Consider the following 19,776-nt stretch of genomic DNA (forward strand, 5'->3'; position numbering starts at 1 on the left):
TGGTTGAATTTGCCAACAGAAACCTTTTGTAACTTTTCCAAGGGCATATTACTTCTAATTTCCTTTTTTATGGTGTTGGGATACGCTTGAAACTTTGCAAAAATATTGTTTCGCTCCTCGATGGTCAATGACTTTTATCATACTTTTTAGGGGTTTTGAATTCTATCTTTAAAATGATTTTTAAACCCGAAAAGATGAAAAAGCAAACACCCGTATCGGTAATAATGACCAGGAACGTTATTACACTGAACAATGCAGATAATTTGGAAACTGCGGAACTTCTTTTCAAAAAGCACCGTATTCGACATATTCCAGTAGTTTCTGGAGAAAAGATTATAGGAATGTTAAGCTATACCGACCTTTTACGGATTAGCTTCGCCGATGCCGTAGATGAGGATGAGGAATCCGTAGAAACCATGGTTTACAACATGTTTACAATTGGGCAGGTAATGGCCAAAACCTTGATCAGTGTTCCGTCTACGGCTTCCGTACAGGAGGTTGCGGAAATCCTATCGGATAGGGAATTTCATGCGATTCCCGTGGTGGATGATGGAAAATTGGTGGGAATAGTTACAACCACGGATTTGATCAATTATTTGCTTGAGCAATTTTAGGGGACCCTTGAAAATTTTTGGTGAACATTGGATGAATGAAGTATCCTTGCGAAACTATATTCTTTTGTGACATCACCACTATGGACTTCCAACATGTATTTTCGCATTTGATTATCCTAAACTAAAAGGAAATACTCGAAAAGTAATCGGATTTTACCTTTGGAATCCTTCCTGGATATTTTTCTATAACTTTATGGGGTACACTACATATTGCTTATTAGAATTCTATCCTAAGATATAATGGACATTAAAAAACTACTCTGGGTTCCGATTATAGTTTTTGTCTTCGGAACACATTCTTCATGTCAAAACAAAAAACCGAGTATCGATTTTGACAATCTTTCGGAAAGTGAAAAACGGAAATCGGAAAATGCCATGTCCTCAATGAAAGTGGCAGAGGGCCTCCAACTGGAATTATTTGCTTCGGAACCTATGGTAACGAACCCCACGAATTTAGCCATTGATGCCAGGGGTAGAATATGGCTTTGTGAGGGTAGAAACTATAGATTGTTCGCCAACCCGGATAACACCTATGATGATAAGGGTGATCGTATCTTAATTTTGGAGGATACGGATGGAGACGGGGCGGCCGATACGTCCAAGGTTTTTTACCAGGGGGAGGACGTTAATTCAGCCTTGGGTATAGCCGTACTGGGAAACAAGGTAATTGTTTCCAAAAGCCCCAACGTTCTTGTCTTTACGGATGAGGACGGTGATGATAAACCTGATTCCAAGGAGATACTTTTTACCGGGATGGAGGGAGAAGATCATGACCATGGCGTACATGCATTTGTTTTTGGACCTGATGGTAGATTGTATTTTAACTTTGGAAACAATGGTAAACAATTACTGGACAAAAACGGAAATCCCCTTAAGGACATTTATGGAAATACCATTGACAATTCCGGAAGTCCGTATCGGGAAGGTATGGCATTTCGATGTGAATTGGATGGTTCCAATATAGAAGTATTGGGGCATAACTTTAGAAATCCATATGAGGTTACCGTTGATTCCTATGGAGGTCTATGGCAGTCCGATAACGATGACGATGGCAATAGGGGTACCCGTATCAACTATCTTATGGAGTATGGAAATTACGGGTTTAAAGATCTTCTGACCGGTGAAAATTGGCGAGAACGCAGAACGGGTTGGCATGATGAGGTTCCGAAACGGCATTGGCATTTGAACGATCCGGGCTCTGTTCCTAATATGCTGCAAACAGGTTCGGGTTCTCCTTGTGGCATTCTGGTTTATGAGGATACGCTCCTACCCGAAAAATATCACCATCAATTAATACATGCCGAACCGGGTCATAATGTGGTCAGGTCTTACATCGTGGAGGAAAAGGGAGCTGGGTACAGCGCTAAGATTCATGAGTTAGTAAAGAGTGAGGATGATTGGTTTAGACCGGACGATGTTGCCGTTGCTCCGGATGGATCACTTTTTATTTCAGATTGGTATGATGGTGGTGTGGGAGGCCATAAGGCGGAAGATATTGCCCAAGGCAGGGTTTATCATCTTTCTGTTAAAGATGGATATGAACCTCCTAAATTCGATTTTAAAACGGCAAAAGGCGCAAAAGCCGCGTTGCTCTCGGATAACATGGACGTATTTTATCAAGGATGGCAAAAGTTGCATTCCATGCAAGAGGAGGCCGAACCCATTTTAGGGGAACTTATTGCCCAAGGAGGTATTGCAAAGGCAAGGGCATTATGGCTTGGTGCCCAAATCAATTCCAAGACCGGTGATTATGTAGAATTAGCACTGGCGGACACGGATTCCAAATACAGAGTACAGGGTATCCGTATGGCACGGTATCTCCTAAAAAATAAATTGGAGACCTATCTAAGCCAAATGGTGAACGATGCTTCCATGCAGGTTAGGAGGGAGGTCACCATTGCATTGCGGCATTTGGGAACTCCAAAAGCAGCTGAGCTTTGGGCGGAACTTGCGAAAAAATATCAAGGTGGGGACCGCTGGTATTTGGAAGCCTTGGGAATTGGTTCGGACGTCTATCCCAATCTGTACTTCAATGCTTGGAAATCTGCTATAAGAGCAGATTGGAAAAATCTTGCAGGCCATGAAATCGTATGGCGTACAAGAGCGGATGCCTCCGTTCCGATGCTTTCGGAGATGATTCAGGACAAGGAGGTCTCCAAGGAAATTCTACCTTCTTATTTCCGGGCATTCGCCTTTAAGGAACATCCCCAAAAGAACCATTTAATATTGGATCTCTTGAGAACCGAGCATCCGTTAAACAATCAAATTAGCGCATTGGCCATTGGACAGCTTGATGAAGACTTTGTCAATAGTTCTAGAAAAAACATAGGAATCGTCAAAAGTGTTTTGCCCAAAATTGAAGGTACGGCAGAGTGGTTAATGGCCGTTAAAAACCTAGGCCTAAAAGATCAAAATGAACCTTTGTTACGTTTGGTGTCCAATACGGAGGCGGATGGAGATTTGCGGAAGGAGGCGGCCGGAGTGTTGTTTGGATATGGGGGTAAGGAATTAGTAATGAGTCATTTGAAATCCGGTATAGAAGAATCAAAAAAGATGGAGCTTCTAGGTATAATTGGAAATATCAACGATTCTTCGGCAATTACAATGCTGGTGGAAAGTCTGGATGAGGAAGAATTTGACGGGCCTCTAAAAAAAAGAGTGGTAGAAGGTTTGGGAAATACATGGGACGGACGACATAGGTTATATGAAATGCTCCAGAACGATGACTTGGCCGAGGAATATAAAACAACCGCCGTGCTAAAACTGATGAACAGTTGGGACGCTGAAATTCGTGCCAATGCACCAAAGTATTTAACTGGGAGCGAAACGGCCGAATGGAATATCGAAACGTTGATCGAACAAAAAGGAGATGCATTGGCGGGCAAAGAAGTTTACGATACCTATTGTAGTTCATGTCATAGGGCCGGTACCACGGGAATAGAATTTGGACCTGCCTTGACGGACATAGGAAACAAACTTTCCAAGCAATCCTTATACTCCAGTATTATTTATCCAAGTGCTGGAATTAATTTTGGATATGAAGGGTATACGGTTAAAATGAAAGATGGTAAGACCTATGTTGGATATATCCTAAGCCAGACGGAAGACGAACTTGCCTTAAAAATGATGGGAGGGACCCAGACCACAATTCAATTGACTAATATCGAAAAATTGGAAGCCATGAATCAATCTCTAATGACACAGGGGCTACACAAAGTAATGTCCCAAGGGGATTTAATAAATCTTGTTGAATATTTAACAACGCTAAAAGTCGAGGAAGAAATTGTGGCATCTAATTAATACGATGCCCTGCCCTAAGCAAATGTAGAGAAGAAATCTTTCAGGAATGTGTTATGATTCCTTTGTTTCGCCCCGAAATCAATGAAGATTATACATGTATAGGATTCAGTTTTTCATTTTCTTTTTTAGCGTAATGGGGATATCCTTTGCTCCAGCATAAAAGACGATAATCTCGGCAGGTTCTGTGCCTTCGTTTTCCCCATAGTGAATGGTATTGACCAACTCCACAATAGGATCACCAGCTTTTAGATATAGTTTGTTGTTGTTTTCGTCCACCACGGTTAGTTCTCCGCTAAGCAATACGCCTGCGTTAATAACAAGATGTTCGTGAGGGGGAAGTTTGGTTTTTGGAGGAATGGTGAATTTCAATATTTTTACATTGGGTTGGCCTTCTGGGTATTTGGGAAGTTTATTTCCATCCCAACTCTTGGTGGTATCCACCAAAGTAAGCACTTCAATTTCCCCTAGGTTTTTTTCACGACAGGAAGTCATTACGATACCTGTAAAAAGTAAAAAAATTAAAGCTTTTTTCATATCGAATCAAAATTTATAAAGTGCTATACTCTGGTAAACCTGGATATGATTTCACTGTGTTGTGGAAATTGAGATAGTAGCGTTTGTCGATTCCCAAGGATAAAATCCTTAAAATCGAATCCTGGGGAAACGGTACACCCCACTAACGAGTATGCTCCTTTGCTTAAAGTCTCCGCTGCAAACCAATATCCTCCGGGCACAACGAACTGAGGTAGCTCTCCTTTGTTAAAACTATTGCCAATTCTTACTTTAGAGTAATCACCGTTTGGTGAAATCATATGCAATTCTATTGGAGAGCCCTTGTAAAAATGCCAAATTTCATCCTGCCGTATTTTGTGAAAAGCAGAAAACGCCTTGGAAGTAAGAAGAAAATAAATACAAGTAGCTTGATTCCGTAAACCCGAATAGGCATCACCTAAGCTCTTTTGGTCTATGGTACCAGCACTTCTATAGGTTTCTCTAAAATATCCACCCTCTGGATGAGGTTTCAACTCTAAATTTTGAATGATTTCTTCAATATCTTTCATTCTAGTGAACTATTGTTGCTATCCGATGGAGTAAAAATATGTGAATTTTTTAATACCCATTTTTATGGGCTTTATGTTTTATAATCAATTGCCTAACAAAGCAACAATTCGTAATGGAGCACCACTTCCCTGCTTTATTTTCATCGGCAATGCAATTACCTTAAACCCTGTTTCTGGAAGCTTATCCAAATTCGTCAGGTTCTCAAAAGCGGGAATGTTTTGGCCAAGAAGGATCACGTGAGTCTCGAAGTATTGGGACTGACCATAATCAATACTGGGCGTATCGATTCCGATCGATTTTATTTTACGATGATCTACCAACCATTGTGCCGCTTTGGGGGACAGTCCTGGAAAGTGAAGTAATTGAACGGCCTTCTCACCACGCTGATCCGTCCCGAGGTATTTTATTTTATCAGGATAAAATTTTGAGAAACCTGTTTCAAGCAAGATGATGCTACCATCCGGAATTTGGGTACCCTTTTCCTTTTCCCAATTCATGAAGTCTTCAGTGCTTATTTGATAATCGGGATTGCCCAAAGCCTTTGCGGAAATATTGATCTTAATGGCCTCACCCATTAAATTGTGAAGCGGGATTTCATCCACGGTCTGCCCTTTTTCCGAAAAATGAATGGGAGCATCAATATGGGTCCCGCCATGCTCTGCAGTTGCAAAGTTGTTCGCGGAGTAATAATACCCCTTATCCGTTTCTCCCTGGGCTACGATATCAAATTCAAATTCCTTGGCAGTCACCCAATATACGGTCTCTTCAGAAAAGACATGGGTCAAATCTACAATTTGATCAAACGAAACTTGTTGGTCATCCGCAATGGAAAGCACTTTTTCAGGATGGGGTTGATCCTTGCAACTTAAAAGTATACTTATACCAACCAAGAAATACACAAAGGTAGTTTTCATGACATGTTATGTATTTTGTTCTATTTTGTGGGTATCCCCTCTTTCTTCATAAGTTCAAGCCCATAATTCCGTATGGTTTCTATAATGGGAATGGCCGTTTTGCCCTTTGGCGTTATCGAATACTCCACCTTGGGAGGGACTACAGGATAAACTTCTCGATGTATAAAACCCTCGGCCTCCAATTGTCGTAATTGGGAGGTCAACATTTTGTCCGTTATATGGGGAATATCCTTGCGCAATTCACCAAATCGCATAACCCTATTCTTTAACCTCCATAAAATTGGCATCTTCCATGTACCTCCAATTCTATCCATGGCAAACTCCACAGGGTTGTAATACAGTTTGTTGTTATACAGAAATTCTGGCATAATCCAATTTTATTAATACTTTCCAAAAAGTTAGTACCTCTCTCTTTGGTAAGTATATTGCCAAAGGTAAGTATAACTTCTAAATTTGGATAATCAAAAAATAAAAAAATGGCAAGTTCAATCAAAGAGGCGCAAGCCTATGTACATTCACATGGCATGCAGATCAAAGGCAAAATTTTGATGGTGGTCAGTAGCCCTACCATTTCAAAACAGACGGGGTGGCCTATTGGTTTTTGGGCAGCCGAGTTGACACATCCACTTCATGTTTTTCAGGAAGCCGGATATGAGGTAGATTTGGCTTCTACGGAAGGTGGTAAAATAGAAATGGACGCTTACTCGGATCCGACTGATTCAAGTGGTTATTCCGCTCACGATATCATTTCCTTGGGGTACATGCAATTGGATTGGTTCAATACAATGTTGGGAAATACCAAAAAATTGTCCGAAGTCAATTCGGATGATTATATGGCTATTTTCCTTGTAGGTGGCCAGGGACCCATGTATACTTATAAAGGAAACAAGGCATTGGAAAACCTTTTTGTGAGATTTTATGAAACCGGAAAGCCGAGTGCGGTAGTTTGCCATGCCACCACGTTATTGTTGGAAGCCAAAACCAGTACCGGAAACCTTGTTGTAGATGATAAAACCTGGACTGGATTTTCCGATGCTGAGGAAGACTATGCCGATAATGCCGTGGGTCAAAAAATACAACCCTACCGCATAGAGGAGGAGGCCAGAAAAATGCCAAATACCCGCTTTAAGGTAGCAGTTCCCTTTTCTTCCTATGCCATAGCAGACGGGAATTTAATAACCGGGCAGCAGCAAAATTCTGGTGCAGCGGCGGCAAGACTCGTTGTAGAACAATTGGATGGATAGTAATACATAATTTTAGGGTAGCAGCGTCATCGTTCCAAGTAGGACAATTTTATAAATTTACTGCCTCACCCGAGTCATTATAAAACAAGAGCATATGAAACTGGCATTTATTGGAATCGGTAATGTGGGATTTGCATTAGCCAATAACCTGCAAAAAAAGGGACATGAAATTATCATTGCCCACAACGATGTAAAAAGCTCAAGTGTACAGGCGACGAAAGAGAAAAACCCAAATTTTTCAGTTTTACCTGTTCAAGCAGCTGTGGGCGAATCCGATATTGTTTTTTTAGCTACACCTTTTGGGATCAACCATTCTATCTTGGAACCTATTCGGTTTCATGGAAAAACATTGATAGACTGCACCAATCCTGTTGGAGCGGGAATTTCCCATGGATTGGAAAGCAAAATATCGGGTGCCGAGAAAGTACAGGAATGGGCTCCGGATGCCAAAGTTGTAAAGTCCTATACTATCTATGGCTACGAGAACCTGATGAATACTGATTTTCCGAATTACGATGTGAAACCCGTAATGCTTATAGCTGGCAACGATGTCGAGGCCAAAAATCAAGTTTCCTTGTTAAATACCGATATGGGGTTTGAAACATTGGATGTTGGCAATTTGCCACAAGCCTTACATTTGGAACATATGACCCTCCTTTGGGTCAAGATGGTCCGGGCCAACGGGCACCATCCGAACTTCACTTGGGCCTATTTGGAGCGATAGCCTGGAAAAAAAGAAAATATCGTATAAACAGGAAGCTGTATTAAAACTTTAAATGTAATATACCCCCACCATAAGTGGCATAGATAGGATATTTTCCTTTACTTACTCAACTACGGAATTACTGATAAAGGCTATGTATTTCCCATCTGGTGACCAACTTGGGACATTTATGGTTCCCTGTCCACCATAGAGATAGGCTATTACTTTGGCCTCTCCACCGCCAACCGGGATTCTTCTCAGATATACATGTTTGTAAAAGGGATGGTCAGCGGCATCCACTTCTGGCAGATATGATAAGAAAACAATCCATTTACCATTTGGCGAAATATGGGGAAACCAATTTTGAAGGTCATCATTGGTCAGTTGTTCTTGATGACTCCCATCAGGATGCATGCGCCATAATTCCATGGTACCCGTTCTAGCAGAATTAAAATAGATATATTTCCCATCCGGACTATATTCGGACCCATCATCCAGAGTCGGTTTGTCCGTCAATTTGATTTCTGGGCCGCTTCCGTCAGATGGGATTTTATAAATGTTGTAAATGTCGTTCCTTCCCGCGGTATAGGTAAGCCATTTTCCATCTGGCGACCAACCATGCAAATAGCTCGGACCTTTGGCCGTTATCCTTTTCGGAACCCCGCCCGAGACTGGAACCGTATAGATTAACGAACCATCTTCAAGCTCGCCACTGGAACTGCTCAATCCGAGCATTTTACCGTCAAAGGATAAAACATGATCATTATTGTTTTTCGCTACAAAATCAGTGTGGAGTACCGAAGATTTGTCGGTTGCCAAATCGTACCGATATAGTAAACCTTCACTATTGTAGATCAAGGCCTTATTGTCGGAGGTCCAATTGGGTGCTTGAATGGAGTTTTTTACGGAATATATAATTTTTCTCTTTCCGGTTTCTACTTCCATTAACTCCAAGTGACTGCCGATGTAATCTGTATAGGGAACAAAATCTGTAGGAGCAGGAAGAACAATTCGAACATTTTCAAATTCAGCTTTCTCCACAACATCAGCATTATGCGAGCAAATAAACAATCCTGCAAGCATTTCCTCGGGAAAATCAAAATCGGGAACTTCTACCGTCCAAAAAGGCTCACCATACTTGGCAACACTAAAGAAAAAACTCCGCCCGCGCCGTTCCAATTGAATAATATCCGGCATTTTAATGGGCGATTTCACCTCCTCCACATTCATCCCATCTTTTTTTCGATATTGAATGGCCGTTAAACCGTCTCCATGAACCGTCCCACAGACCATGGCAGAGCCAGTTTTTAATCCCGTTCGTACCATCCATCCCAATTTACGATGGGGGTCTACTCCTTCTCCCAATAATTTGCCCCGGGTCCGTAAAATAAAATCTCCATTCAACTTTTTGTGGGCAAAATGAAATTCATCTTTTTCAAACCAGATATTGGTACCCGAACCGGACAGCGTATACGTCTGGGTGTTCATATCGTAATCCGTGTTACCTTTATGTTTAACTGCCCCAACGTCCGTAGTGTTTTCAAAAATACCTTGTGTATTTTGAGCGGTCATTGGGAGGATGGTAGCGCAAAAAAAGAGTATGGAAAAAAAGAGGTTGTTTTTCATGTTTTATTTTCCTTAGGTTTTGGAAGACGGATTGCGATTCCTGTTTTTGATAATAAAGACCAAAACGAATGGCCTGTTAGGAGCTTATTATTTTTTCAATTTCGCTCAACTCACCTTCCGAAAACAACAAATTCTCTGTGGTCTTTACGTTATCCAACATTTGTTTAGAACTACTAACACCTACCAAGACGGAGGTTATCCGTTCATCCTTCAATAACCAGGCAATTGCCATTTGAGCCATACTTTGTCCTCTTTCTTTGGCAATTGCATTCAAGCGCTGTACTTTATCCACTAATTCCGCAGTTATTTTTTCTTTCTGAAGATATCTCCCATCCTTGACGGCCCGGGATTCTTCTGGAATTCCTTTTAGATATTTATTCGTTAGAATACCCTGTTCCAATGGGGAAAAAGCTATTGCTCCGGTTCCCTGTCTACCGAGTTCATCCATTAACCCATCTTCAACCCACCTATCCATCATACTATAGCGGGGCTGGTGAATACAAAGTTTTGTACCCATCTGTTGAAGAATTTCAGCGGCCTGACGCGTTAGTTCAGCTGGATATTGGGAAATGCCCACATAGAGCGCCTTGCCTTGTTGAACAATCTGGTGTAATGCCCCCATAGTTTCCTCCAAAGGGGTATCAGGGTCTGGCCGATGATGATAAAAAATGTCAACATAATCCAGTCCCATTCGTTGTAAACTTTGATCCAGGCTAGCGATGAGATATTTTTTGGAACCGAAGTTTCCATAAGGCCCCGGCCACATGTCCCAGCCCGCTTTGCTGGAAATAATCAATTCATCGCGATATGGCCGAAAATCCTTTTCAAAGATCCGTCCAAAATTTTCTTCTGCGGCACCATATGGAGGCCCATAGTTATTGGCCAAATCGAAATGCGTTACCCCGGTATCAAAAGCAGTCCTCAAAATTTCCCGAGCGTTGGTAAAGTCGTCCGAATGCCCAAAATTATGCCATAAACCTACGGAAATAGCCGGCAATAGTAGCCCACTTCTTCCGCAACGTCGATAGGGCATGGTGTCATAGCGATTCTCCTCAGCTTCATAATTTCCGATTGATTGATTATCAAAACCCATTAATTGATATGTTTAAAATGATTTCCATTAAAATTTAAAAGTAAAAAACGCTTCTTGGATAATGCATACTATCCCCAGAGCTCCCTTAGTATTTATTTTGTTTTCTCTGCTTCTTAACCTGTTTAACTAGCTTTCCAAAGCTTTTATCTTTCTTTTTCTTTTCCAAAACACTTGATTCAAAATGTAGCTTTTCCCGTTCTATTTTTTGAAAATTGGCATAGGAATTACTGTCGATGTTTCCATTTTCAACGGCTTCCAACACCGCACAACCTTTTTCCTGAGTATGTGTACAGTCCTTAAACTTACAATTCTGGGTGTATTCAAGGATGGTTTCAAAGGTAATTTCCAATCCGTCCGAAAGATCGGAAATTCCGACTTCCCTCATTCCCGGATTGTCGATCAATATACCGCCATTTTCCATTACGACCAGTTCCCGGTGACTGGTTACATGCCTCCCTTTATTTACACTGGTACTTATATGGCCGGTTTTCATCAAAGATTTTCCCGAAATACTATTTAGCAATGTTGATTTGCCGACTCCCGAAGAGCCGAGAAGGCAATATGTTTTCCCTTTTTTGATAATCTGATTCAGATTGTCGTATCCTTCAGCTATTTGGTTACTTACGGTAAGTATTGTGACGTCTTTGATTCGTTGTTTTATTTGATGTATAATATTCTCCAAATCGGATTCACCGAGCAAATCGATTTTGCTTAAAACAATAATCGGCTCAACTTTTGAAGCGTTACAGATCGTTAAATAACGTTCCAATCGGTTTATGTTGAAATCCCTATCAACGGCCTGTACAATCAATCCAAAATCAATATTTGTGGCAATTATCTGGATTTGTCCTTTTTTTCCAACGGCTTGTCTTTCCATAATAGAAATTCTTGGGTAGACCGCATGGATTATGGCCTTGTTATTGTCATATTCGGAAAAAGCGACCCAATCCCCGACAGCAGGTAGATCATATCTACTCTCCGCGGTAAATCTTAAATTACCCAAAAGTTCGGCATCGAATTCCGTTTTTGGAGTTTTTACAACATAGCGTTCTTTATGTTCGGAGATTACCCTACCAATTTCAAGCGAATCTAAATTTTGTTCGATTTTAAATTGTTCCAAAAGGTTACTATATCCTAAATCCTGAAGTGTCATTGTATTTTTATATTAAGCAAAACAGCCTACTCATGCTTTTCTACGAGAAATTCAACAGAGTTTAAGGTAACGAATAGAGCAGGTTCAAAGTTAAGATTTTTGAGGTAGGGGATTACGCCAAAACTTTTTGATGGAATTGGATTTTGTACATCGTTTTATTCGGTCAGCTCAATATGATTTCCTTCCGGGTCAGAAATAACACTTTCGTAATAGCCATCACCAGTGGTTCTCGGTTCCCCGATTATCTCAAATCCATCATTTCTTAACAATTCGGTGAGCTGATTGACTTTATCTTTACTTCCAACAGAAACCGCGAAATGTGCAATTCCGTTCATTTGTCCTTTATTACCTATCTCTTGTGAAATATCAGGTCGGTGCATTAATTCAATTCTTGCTTCACCATCAAAAGAAAGAAAATATGATGAAAACTTCTTTTTATCATTTACATATTTTGTATTGGGTTTCATGTTGAAATAGGTAACATAAAAATCCTTCATCAATTCCAAATTTTGGACCCATAGGGCTAAGTGCTCTATTTTCATTTCAATTTCTGTATACATCCAATGCCTGATTCATAATCAGATCAATATTGAGAATTGGTAAATCCTTCTTTGGGTCTACCCTGAAAATTTTCATCCGTGATCGACTACCGGTTTCCAGTTCAGGATGATGCAAGCGCTTTCCTTCTACCATAAGAAAATAAGGTTCATTACTTTTTTTATCCACCCATAGATAGCAGAAAGCCTTTCCTTTATAACAAAAACAGGGCATTCCATATTTCTGGGTCTCGGTAATTTGGCCATCCATGTGAAGGACAATATCTCGCATGGCCAACAAACAGCTCTTGTTGGGTTCGGGTTGGATTAGGTAGAAATTATCCTTTTCGTCAGTCACTTTTATCCATGTATAGGGAGAACGTAGTGAATAAATCGACACTTTGAATTAAGTGAAATCCTTGGATGGTTTCTTTGGTCCTTTTTATTCTGAAAATCGATTTAAAGGTACCTTGGCCGGATTGAAATTGATTCCCAATTCCTTTCTGGCAAGGTCGTTTCTATAAACTATAATCGGTTTGCCCTCTGGTTCCTTATTGTTTAGCATTAGGTTAATGTCGGATACTTTGTAGCTTTCACTTGAAATTAAATAGTTTTTGCCGTGAATACCATTTGTTGTTGCCGCCTTATATACGCAAACGGCAACATCTTCCACATCCACAATCGCAAAGTAAATGTCATTATCAAAAAACATTTGAATAAAAGGGTTTGGCGCTATTTTGTTCTTAAACAAAAATTGCAACCCCATAGACGTTGAATCCTCTCTTTTGGAAAGAGCCTTACCCATAACTCCTACTGGTGAAACGGTTGTAATTTCAAAATCTAAATTCGGATGGTCCATTATGAATTTTTCAACAGTTTGGTTGGCGATAAATTTTGCCTGGGCATAAGGATGACCTTCTTCACTCATAAATGGAGGATCTTCCTCAGAAATTTGGTCGCCTTCACTTTTGTGGGGAGGGAGGAGAGGAAAACTGGTATTACATGCGGCAACCGAGGCTATAAAAACAACTTTTTCAAGTCCAGATGTTTTTTGAACCAGCTCCAAAAAGTTTTCAGTACCCTTGATGGTCGGATCAAATAATTCGGTTTTTGGATCTTTTACGTCAAGTTGAAATGGAGTTCCACCATGTACTACGATAGAGCAACCTTCTAAAAAGTTTTCAAGCTGTGGTTTGTTTTCTACATCCAACTCAAAAATCACTAAATTTTCAGAGTTAGGCAATTGGTTTAAGTGATTATACTTGTCTTTTTTGGAAAGATCCGTGGTAGATACTTTTACTTTATAGCCTTCTTCCAAGAATTTCTTTACGTTGTAGCTTCCTATAAAACCGGAACCTCCAATAATACCTGCTATTTTCATAATGAAATGGTTTGGTAATGGTTAAAGGTCTATCCTAATTTAATTTAAGTATGACCTTGTTCGTAAAACTATCAGCTATGCTATCTCAATTATCGTATGGGCGATATAAGAGGGGAAGTGGAGGCACGGCCAATATTATGGAAATATAGCAAAATTATACCAATAGAACCAATAAGCCATAACTTTTCAATTATGGCTTATCGCAATTTTTTCAAAGGTGAGAATGTTTAAAATGCTTGGGTCGTTTATTGACAGTAAGTTAGGCCTTTAGCGAACTTGGTAGGAGGTCAATGCGGTACTTCCCGAGCGGTAATACACCTGACCTGTTATGTCATCTACGGCATAAATAGGCTCTCGATCCTTGCCCAGATTTATTTCGCCATCAATTTTGCCCGTCATTTTACTTACTTTCAAAAGGACAATATTTTTTTCTTTTTTAGACATGATAAACATAAAGTCCCGTCCTGTTTTGGTGGCCTTAAGCCTAGCGCTGGCCCTATTAAAAGCCGCTCCGGCATAACTGGACGCCGCATCGCCCAATTGTCCGTAGGCATTGCCCATTTGGCCGACGATTTCCCCGGCCAATGCGTCTTCCCTACGTACCTCATCTTCCGCTGCAGCCATAGCACCTGAAACATAGTAAGAAACAGCACCGATATATGCTGCTCTGACGGACTCCGCGTATAACAGGGCACGTTTCCATCCAGGTTCCCTAGGTGCGGCATAATATTCCTGAAAGCTGAGGGTTCCATCAAAATTGAATTTGGCCACATTCTGATCGGAATGAATAAAAATACCATCTTCCATTATTTCAAGTTGCCTTGGGGATTCCTTGCCCTCAAATTTGAGTTCAGTTTGTGACAAATCTCGGATTTGTTCAGTAGACTTATCTACGACCTTTATCAAGCCCGATTTGTAGTCAAATGCATAAATGGCACCATTGTGCTCGGCGGTTAGGCTAGGGCTGGTCTGTATACTTTTTTTCCATTTGAGTGTGCCCGTGTGTTGATCCAGGATATTCATCGAATTTGTGGTAATATATAGAATGGAATTGGCAAGTGGCACAATTCCCACCACGGTTCCGTCTACCTTTACAGGCTTCTCAAATGTTATGTTACCCGCAATCGGATCAAGAAAATTTAGAAAATCGTTATTGCTGGTCCGAGACACTAACAATATCCCGTCTCCGGAATCCAAGTAATCATAAACTCCTCCTTTAATGCCAATACCACGTCCTTTCTTTCCCCAAAGCCCTTCTTGAGTTTGGTAGTCGAATAGGTTAATTTTAGTGCGATTACCATTATCAGGTAGTACAAGTAGGCCTTGATCCAAGAAAGCAACTTGTCCCAGGGCTCCGTTTGTCTTTAAACCTTCTTCCCAAACCAGGCTTCCGTCCTTGATATTGTAAGCATTGTAGTGGTTTGTATAACTCACGGAATTGTTCCCTGAAGAGGTGGTCATTGCGGATTGCCGCTCTTGCTGTGATGCTAAATAGAAAACATCTCTGTCCTCGGGCTTATAGAAACGAAGTTCTATATCAGTATCTTTAACCATGTTTTCGGCAGCAGTTTTTAATAAAGCTCCAAATGCTCCCATTTTATCTATCTGGGTGGCCTCTTTGGAATTTACTTCTTTCCATATAATGTCTCCCGTGCCAGCATTGAGTTTATAATTATGGAATAATGTTACGATAAGAAGTTCTTTGTTTCCAAGTTCGTTCGCCGCGATAATACGCCCAAATTTTTCATTCATGGACCAAGATAGGCTACCATCCGACATTTTAACGGAAACCATCAATGGTTCTCCATCTCGGTCGGTTCCGGCGACAAGAATAGCATCTGAATTATATAACAAAAAATAGTTTGCAATTTCCTGCAACCCTACACTTGCAGAATTAAAAACCTCATTTCCGGTGAACTGGTCTATCAGATAGAAAGTGTTGTCAACGGTAACTGTAAAAAAAGGACTGTTGGGCAACTCTTCGTAGGAATTCCTGTTGAGATTGCCATGGGCACGACTGCTCCAAGAGATATCACCAGTTTCTGTATCCACACCGATGAGACCCTCTCGTGAGCTTACGATTAAGTTGCCCAAGGCGGTAACCTCTTGCCATAGAATGTCCGTTGGTAATTGTTTGTCCCATTTAACCTCCACTTGTGCGAAGTGCATTAGCGGACATAGTAGGGCGAATATCAAAAATGATTTAAAAGGGGTCATAGGTAGGTTTTTTATGTAGGTAGAACGCTGATTAAGCATTTTTAGTGTTGATGTATACAGAATTATAAGTATACAAATCCTTTGTTTTCAGTAGTATAGCTTAATAGGGGTGAGATACTTTAGATGTTGCTATTCACTCATTTAAAACACTTAACATTTCTCTTTTCATAATATTACGGGGCCTACGACACAATATTGAAATCTTTTAAATGGATTATCAGTACAACCTTGGGATTTCACTAAACAATCGTAATTGGCTACCTTTTTCAATCTTAAATAGGCGACTTGAGGGAGGACACCCAGCCCCAATCTATGTTATTTGGGTTAAACCGTAGAGTTGATAACAGACATTTTAGAATTGCCTTCTTCTACCATGATAGTGAAGTCGTTGCCATCGGTTAAATACCTGATTATAATTTGAGTGAAGGAAACCGCTATGGAAATATATTCAGTTTCGGTCAGTTAGTTCACCGTATACACTCATTTTAACAACTTCGTATTGCTTTTCCACAACGAATTGATTATGACCATGACCCGCGTTGGGTACTAAAAAGTAGACTTTGTCCGGAGCAACTATTTTATCAAAATAAGGTCTATTGACCTCCTTTGCTGTTAGTATATCATTTTCCCCTTGAATAAGGTACACTGGAGTTTTAAACTCCGTTCCAGTCATATTAAAATCAATATCAGACACCATAGATTTTATTCCCAGTTTGCCATGACCAACAAAATGAACAAATGAATAATCATCTCCATCATATCTGTGTTTGCTATCTTTTTCATTGTCATATTCAAGAGCTAGCTTAAACCATGTGGTTGGAGCAGGGGTTGAATTCTTTCGTTCATATTTTTTAACGACCCGCAACAGTTGTCCATAGCTTTTAGCATTGGCATACGGAGGTTTTCCGAGAGACTCAAGTATTTTTATTGCATTTACATCATTCGATTTTTTTACCATTTCCAACACCGTTTGGTACGCATAGTTGATATTCTCCGAGAAATTCACAAACTGCGCATTTCCCACATACGCATGAAAAAGTTCTGGATTGCTCAGAGCCATTTCGGTACCGAGAATGGATCCCCATGATGTGCCTACAAGTATTATTTTCTCCTGGTTTAAATATTGAATTAGGTATTGGGCAAGTTCAATGCCATCTTTGGTCATTTGTTTTACGGTCAAAGGGTTTTCTATCCAATACGCCTCATCTACCGTTGCCGGTACATTTCGTCCATATGTCCTTCCCGCGCCCCTTTGATCCCAATTTACCAAGACAAAATCATTTTTCCATTCCCCATACATGGTGTTATCATACTGGCTCATGGTGCTGCCAGGCCCACCATGGATAAAAAGGACCACAGGTTTGGATCGGTCTTTTCCCTGAATGGTAATCCACTGTTCTATTCCACCGATCGATATAAATTTTGATTCGTTTATGGGTATATTTTGAGCAATTGAAACCGTTGTGGATAGTAATAAAAGTAGAATGATATAGGCCTCATTTTTCATTTGGCAAAATAGGGTATAATTTAAGCATAGGACGGTTACTTACCTGAATTGTTACAAGCGTTTTAATACAGGTGGTTGTTCAAAGGTCAAAAAGATACCGACAGGAACTGAAGAGATTAACAAACTTGATTTTATCAAATTTAGTAAAACCTAATAAGTAACACTATTCCTCTTCCGTAGAATTGTCCTGTTCATCAACACCTCGGTTCAGGTTATTTTCCATGATGTTCAGTTTTTTTAGCTTGGCTTTCCAAGTGACCAGGGCCTCTTTTTGGTGCTCTACTTTTTTAATGACTTCTTGAACGACCGGACTGTCTCCCGACGCATTGGAAAAGAACAAAAGGTTATTTTCCAATTGGCGTATCTCGTTTTTGCTATCGTCAATTTTTTTACGGATAAAGGAACGTTCGTTGGAAATGGCACGCCCATCGTCCCTGTGGGCCAATTGCTGTATCTTGTTGCCATATTTCAGAAGTTCCGCTTCTTGGCGACTTACATCCATTTTCCTTAGAATAGCATCCAATATCTTATTGAATCGTTGGTTTATGTTCTTTTTATTGAAGGGTACCCGACCATAGGATTTCCATTCATTGATAAAGGACTTTAACGTACTAAGATTTTCTTCTTTATTCTTGGTAAGTTCAAAAGTTCTTAAGCGTTCGATACAGTCTTCCTTTTTGGACAGATTTTCAACTTCGTCTTTGTGGGCCTTGTTTTTTAGGGCGTGAAGACGATCAAAATAATGGTTACAGGCATTTTTAAAGTCTTTCCAGATTTTATCGGAATACTTTCGGGGTACATGCCCAATTTTTTTCCACTCGCTCTGTATACGCTTCATTTCCTGAGTGGTGGTATCCCAGTCCTCGCTGTCCTTTAACGACAGGGCCAATTCCAGTAGTTTTCGTTTTTTTTCCAGATTTTCGTGCTGGTCTTTTTTGAGATTCTTATAGAAGGCATTTTTATTTCTATTGAATTGCCGTACGGCATCCTTAAAGGAGGCCCAGGTTTCCTCATTGACCTGTTGTGGTACTTTGCCCGCCTTAAAAAAATCCTCCCGTAAATCCTCTATTTGCCGTATCTGCTGCTGTAAGGCTTTGTGGTTATTGGCTACATGCGCGCTTAGGGCCAATATGGAAGCGATTATCTCGTTTTTTTTCTCTAGGTTTTTTTCATACTGCTTGTCCAGTTCCTTGTAGTGTTCCTGTCTCCTTTGGTGCAGTACCTTTGTAGCATTACTAAATCGTTCCCAGATTTCTTCCCGGTGTTCCTTACCTACCGGACCGATATCTTCCTTCCATATTTTATGGAGTGTCTGTAGTTCCTGAAAAGCCTTCCCCAGATCTTCTTCCTGTGCCAAGGCCTCCGCACGTTCTGCAATTTTTTGCTTCTCCTCCAGATTATGCTTAAAATCAAGATCCCGTAATTCCCGATTCAAATGCAGAAAATCATAGAAAATTTCCAAGTGGTGGTGATAGGTACGCCAGACATCGTTATAATGAGTGCGGGGGATAGCCCCTGCATTACGCCATTGTTCCTGGATAAGCTTAAAGGTCTTATAGGTGGTATTCATATCTTCTTCCACGTTCATAAGGCCTTTAAGCTCTTCTATTATCCCCAAACGTGTTGCCAGATTATCCTTTAGATTCTTTTCAAGGTTCTTGTAATAAAGGTTTCTTTTCTCTCGGTAATCCGCATAGACCTCATTGAACTGCCTTTTGGTTACGGAATTGTACCTGAAATCTATTTCGTTTCCGCCGTTGGCGATAAACTCTTCTTTTTTGTGCTCAAGAAATTCTTGAAATTTTAGATCAAATTCATATTTAATACCATCAACATGTTTTTTTATGGCCTGTACCTTCTCATTACGAATTAGTCTTTGTAGTTCACCTACCAGGTTTTCCATGGACATGGAATGATAGTCCAATAGGGGAATGTGATGCCGATGATGATTGTCCTTGTCCTCTGCATCCTCCGCATTGGACTCTTCAATCTCTTCCAGAACATCTTCGTCCTTGGGTTTCTTTGATTCGGACGGTTCCGATGCTCCGGTTTCCGAATCGGTATCTTCCTTGGATTCGGCCTGGGTAATTGCATCCGCATTGGACTCTTCAATTTCTTCCAGAACGTCTTCGTCCTTGGGATTCTTTGATTCGGACGGTTCCGATGCTACGGTTTCCGAATCGGTATCTTCCTTGGATTCGGCCTGGGTAATTGCATCCGCATTGGACTCTTCAATTTCTTCCAGAACATCTTCATCGGACTTCTCCGATTCGGACGGTTCCGACTTTACGATTTTCGAATTCGTATCTTCTTCGGATTTGGTCTCAGTGCTTTTCTCCGGATCGGATGCTGTTCCGGTAGTTTCTGAGAAATCTTCCCCTACATTTTCCTGTAGTTCCTGGTCATTCCCTTCCAACATGGTCATT

17 protein-coding genes are annotated in these 19,776 nt (G+C 40.5%); 4 read left to right on the forward strand and 13 right to left on the reverse strand.

The genetic code is table 11. The features are described from left to right. Nucleotides 1-194 precede the first annotated feature (194 nt). Nucleotides 195-614 (forward strand): CBS domain-containing protein, encoded by a 420-nt coding sequence (locus D7Z94_RS23615; RefSeq protein ID WP_120714376.1) that lies wholly within the window; start codon nucleotides 195-197, stop codon nucleotides 612-614. A gap of 240 nt (nucleotides 615-854) precedes the next feature. Beyond that, the gene (locus D7Z94_RS23620) at nucleotides 855-3,914 is read left to right on the forward strand and encodes a PVC-type heme-binding CxxCH protein (RefSeq protein WP_120714122.1); all 3,060 of its coding nucleotides are present in this window, start codon (nucleotides 855-857) and stop codon (nucleotides 3,912-3,914) included. A 105-nt stretch (nucleotides 3,915-4,019) separates the two neighbouring features. On the opposite strand, the gene D7Z94_RS23625 is transcribed toward D7Z94_RS23620, so the two are convergent. From D7Z94_RS23625 to D7Z94_RS23640, 4 genes are all read right to left on the reverse strand, one after another. Next, nucleotides 4,020-4,448 carry a cupin domain-containing protein gene (locus D7Z94_RS23625; protein ID WP_120714123.1) on the reverse strand — a complete coding sequence of 143 codons (429 nt, stop codon included), beginning with the start codon at nucleotides 4,446-4,448 and terminating at the stop codon, nucleotides 4,020-4,022. 23 nt (nucleotides 4,449-4,471) lie between these two features. After that, entirely contained in the window at nucleotides 4,472-4,975 is a 504-nt protein-coding gene (locus tag D7Z94_RS23630) for a cupin domain-containing protein (RefSeq protein WP_120714124.1), read from the reverse strand. A gap of 84 nt (nucleotides 4,976-5,059) precedes the next feature. Beyond that, nucleotides 5,060-5,890 (reverse strand): cyclase family protein, encoded by an 831-nt coding sequence (locus tag D7Z94_RS23635; RefSeq protein ID WP_120714125.1) that lies wholly within the window; start codon nucleotides 5,888-5,890, stop codon nucleotides 5,060-5,062. A 20-nt stretch (nucleotides 5,891-5,910) separates the two neighbouring features. Further along, on the reverse strand, nucleotides 5,911-6,258 hold the full coding sequence (locus tag D7Z94_RS23640) for a winged helix-turn-helix transcriptional regulator (RefSeq protein WP_120714126.1): 348 nt from the start codon (nucleotides 6,256-6,258) through the stop codon (nucleotides 5,911-5,913). Nucleotides 6,259-6,366: 108 nt separating this feature from the next. Here D7Z94_RS23640 and D7Z94_RS23645 point away from each other — a divergent pair, with 108 nt between their 5' ends. Further along, on the forward strand, nucleotides 6,367-7,134 hold the full coding sequence (locus D7Z94_RS23645) for a type 1 glutamine amidotransferase domain-containing protein (protein WP_120714127.1): 768 nt from the start codon (nucleotides 6,367-6,369) through the stop codon (nucleotides 7,132-7,134). Nucleotides 7,135-7,213: 79 nt separating this feature from the next. Next, a complete protein-coding gene (locus D7Z94_RS23650; RefSeq protein WP_394347466.1) occupies nucleotides 7,214-7,858 on the forward strand; it encodes an NADPH-dependent F420 reductase in 645 nt (214 codons plus the stop codon). Between the two features lie 102 nt (nucleotides 7,859-7,960). Here D7Z94_RS23650 and D7Z94_RS23655 read toward each other — a convergent pair whose 3' ends face one another. From D7Z94_RS23655 to D7Z94_RS23695, 9 genes are all read right to left on the reverse strand, one after another. After that, entirely contained in the window at nucleotides 7,961-9,463 is a 1,503-nt protein-coding gene (locus tag D7Z94_RS23655; protein ID WP_120714129.1) for a TolB family protein, read from the reverse strand. A 76-nt stretch (nucleotides 9,464-9,539) separates the two neighbouring features. After that, a complete protein-coding gene (mgrA, locus tag D7Z94_RS23660; protein WP_120714130.1) occupies nucleotides 9,540-10,556 on the reverse strand; it encodes an L-glyceraldehyde 3-phosphate reductase in 1,017 nt (338 codons plus the stop codon). A gap of 85 nt (nucleotides 10,557-10,641) precedes the next feature. Then, entirely contained in the window at nucleotides 10,642-11,709 is a 1,068-nt protein-coding gene (rsgA, locus tag D7Z94_RS23665) for a ribosome small subunit-dependent GTPase A (protein WP_120714131.1), read from the reverse strand. A gap of 155 nt (nucleotides 11,710-11,864) precedes the next feature. Continuing rightward, a complete protein-coding gene (locus D7Z94_RS23670) occupies nucleotides 11,865-12,251 on the reverse strand; it encodes a VOC family protein (RefSeq protein WP_120714377.1) in 387 nt (128 codons plus the stop codon). A gap of 1 nt (nucleotide 12,252) precedes the next feature. Next, on the reverse strand, nucleotides 12,253-12,603 hold the full coding sequence (locus tag D7Z94_RS23675) for a DUF1801 domain-containing protein (RefSeq protein ID WP_120714132.1): 351 nt from the start codon (nucleotides 12,601-12,603) through the stop codon (nucleotides 12,253-12,255). Nucleotides 12,604-12,687: 84 nt separating this feature from the next. Next, a complete protein-coding gene (locus D7Z94_RS23680) occupies nucleotides 12,688-13,626 on the reverse strand; it encodes an NAD-dependent epimerase/dehydratase family protein (protein WP_120714133.1) in 939 nt (312 codons plus the stop codon). Nucleotides 13,627-13,893: 267 nt separating this feature from the next. Continuing rightward, on the reverse strand, nucleotides 13,894-15,843 hold the full coding sequence (locus D7Z94_RS23685; protein WP_158594716.1) for a PQQ-binding-like beta-propeller repeat protein: 1,950 nt from the start codon (nucleotides 15,841-15,843) through the stop codon (nucleotides 13,894-13,896). Nucleotides 15,844-16,291: 448 nt separating this feature from the next. After that, nucleotides 16,292-17,350, reverse strand: coding sequence for an alpha/beta hydrolase (locus D7Z94_RS23690; protein WP_120714135.1), 1,059 nt, complete (start codon nucleotides 17,348-17,350; stop codon nucleotides 16,292-16,294). Nucleotides 17,351-17,513: 163 nt separating this feature from the next. Further along, on the reverse strand, nucleotides 17,514-19,769 hold the full coding sequence (locus tag D7Z94_RS23695; protein WP_120714378.1) for a DUF349 domain-containing protein: 2,256 nt from the start codon (nucleotides 19,767-19,769) through the stop codon (nucleotides 17,514-17,516). Nucleotides 19,770-19,776: the final 7 nt, after the last annotated feature.

It is taken from the genome of Ulvibacterium marinum, from assembly GCF_003626755.1.
Lineage (GTDB): Bacteria > Bacteroidota > Bacteroidia > Flavobacteriales > Flavobacteriaceae > Ulvibacterium > Ulvibacterium marinum.

What these genes read in the sequence shown, in the direction of transcription:
- D7Z94_RS23615 (WP_120714376.1), top strand. Translation starts at nt 195, where the DNA reads ATGAAAAAGCAAACACCCGTATCGGTAATAATGACCAGGAACGTTATT.
- D7Z94_RS23620 (WP_120714122.1), top strand. Translation starts at nt 855, where the DNA reads ATGGACATTAAAAAACTACTCTGGGTTCCGATTATAGTTTTTGTCTTC.
- D7Z94_RS23625 (WP_120714123.1), bottom strand. Translation starts at nt 4,448, where the DNA reads ATGAAAAAAGCTTTAATTTTTTTACTTTTTACAGGTATCGTAATGACT.
- D7Z94_RS23630 (WP_120714124.1), bottom strand. Translation starts at nt 4,975, where the DNA reads ATGAAAGATATTGAAGAAATCATTCAAAATTTAGAGTTGAAACCTCAT.
- D7Z94_RS23635 (WP_120714125.1), bottom strand. Translation starts at nt 5,890, where the DNA reads ATGAAAACTACCTTTGTGTATTTCTTGGTTGGTATAAGTATACTTTTA.
- D7Z94_RS23640 (WP_120714126.1), bottom strand. Translation starts at nt 6,258, where the DNA reads ATGCCAGAATTTCTGTATAACAACAAACTGTATTACAACCCTGTGGAG.
- D7Z94_RS23645 (WP_120714127.1), top strand. Translation starts at nt 6,367, where the DNA reads ATGGCAAGTTCAATCAAAGAGGCGCAAGCCTATGTACATTCACATGGC.
- D7Z94_RS23655 (WP_120714129.1), bottom strand. Translation starts at nt 9,463, where the DNA reads ATGAAAAACAACCTCTTTTTTTCCATACTCTTTTTTTGCGCTACCATC.
- mgrA (WP_120714130.1), bottom strand. Translation starts at nt 10,556, where the DNA reads ATGGGTTTTGATAATCAATCAATCGGAAATTATGAAGCTGAGGAGAAT.
- rsgA (WP_120714131.1), bottom strand. Translation starts at nt 11,709, where the DNA reads ATGACACTTCAGGATTTAGGATATAGTAACCTTTTGGAACAATTTAAA.
- D7Z94_RS23670 (WP_120714377.1), bottom strand. Translation starts at nt 12,251, where the DNA reads ATGAAAATAGAGCACTTAGCCCTATGGGTCCAAAATTTGGAATTGATG.
- D7Z94_RS23680 (WP_120714133.1), bottom strand. Translation starts at nt 13,626, where the DNA reads ATGAAAATAGCAGGTATTATTGGAGGTTCCGGTTTTATAGGAAGCTAC.
- D7Z94_RS23685 (WP_158594716.1), bottom strand. Translation starts at nt 15,843, where the DNA reads ATGACCCCTTTTAAATCATTTTTGATATTCGCCCTACTATGTCCGCTA.
- D7Z94_RS23690 (WP_120714135.1), bottom strand. Translation starts at nt 17,350, where the DNA reads ATGAAAAATGAGGCCTATATCATTCTACTTTTATTACTATCCACAACG.
- D7Z94_RS23695 (WP_120714378.1), bottom strand. Translation starts at nt 19,769, where the DNA reads ATGTTGGAAGGGAATGACCAGGAACTACAGGAAAATGTAGGGGAAGAT.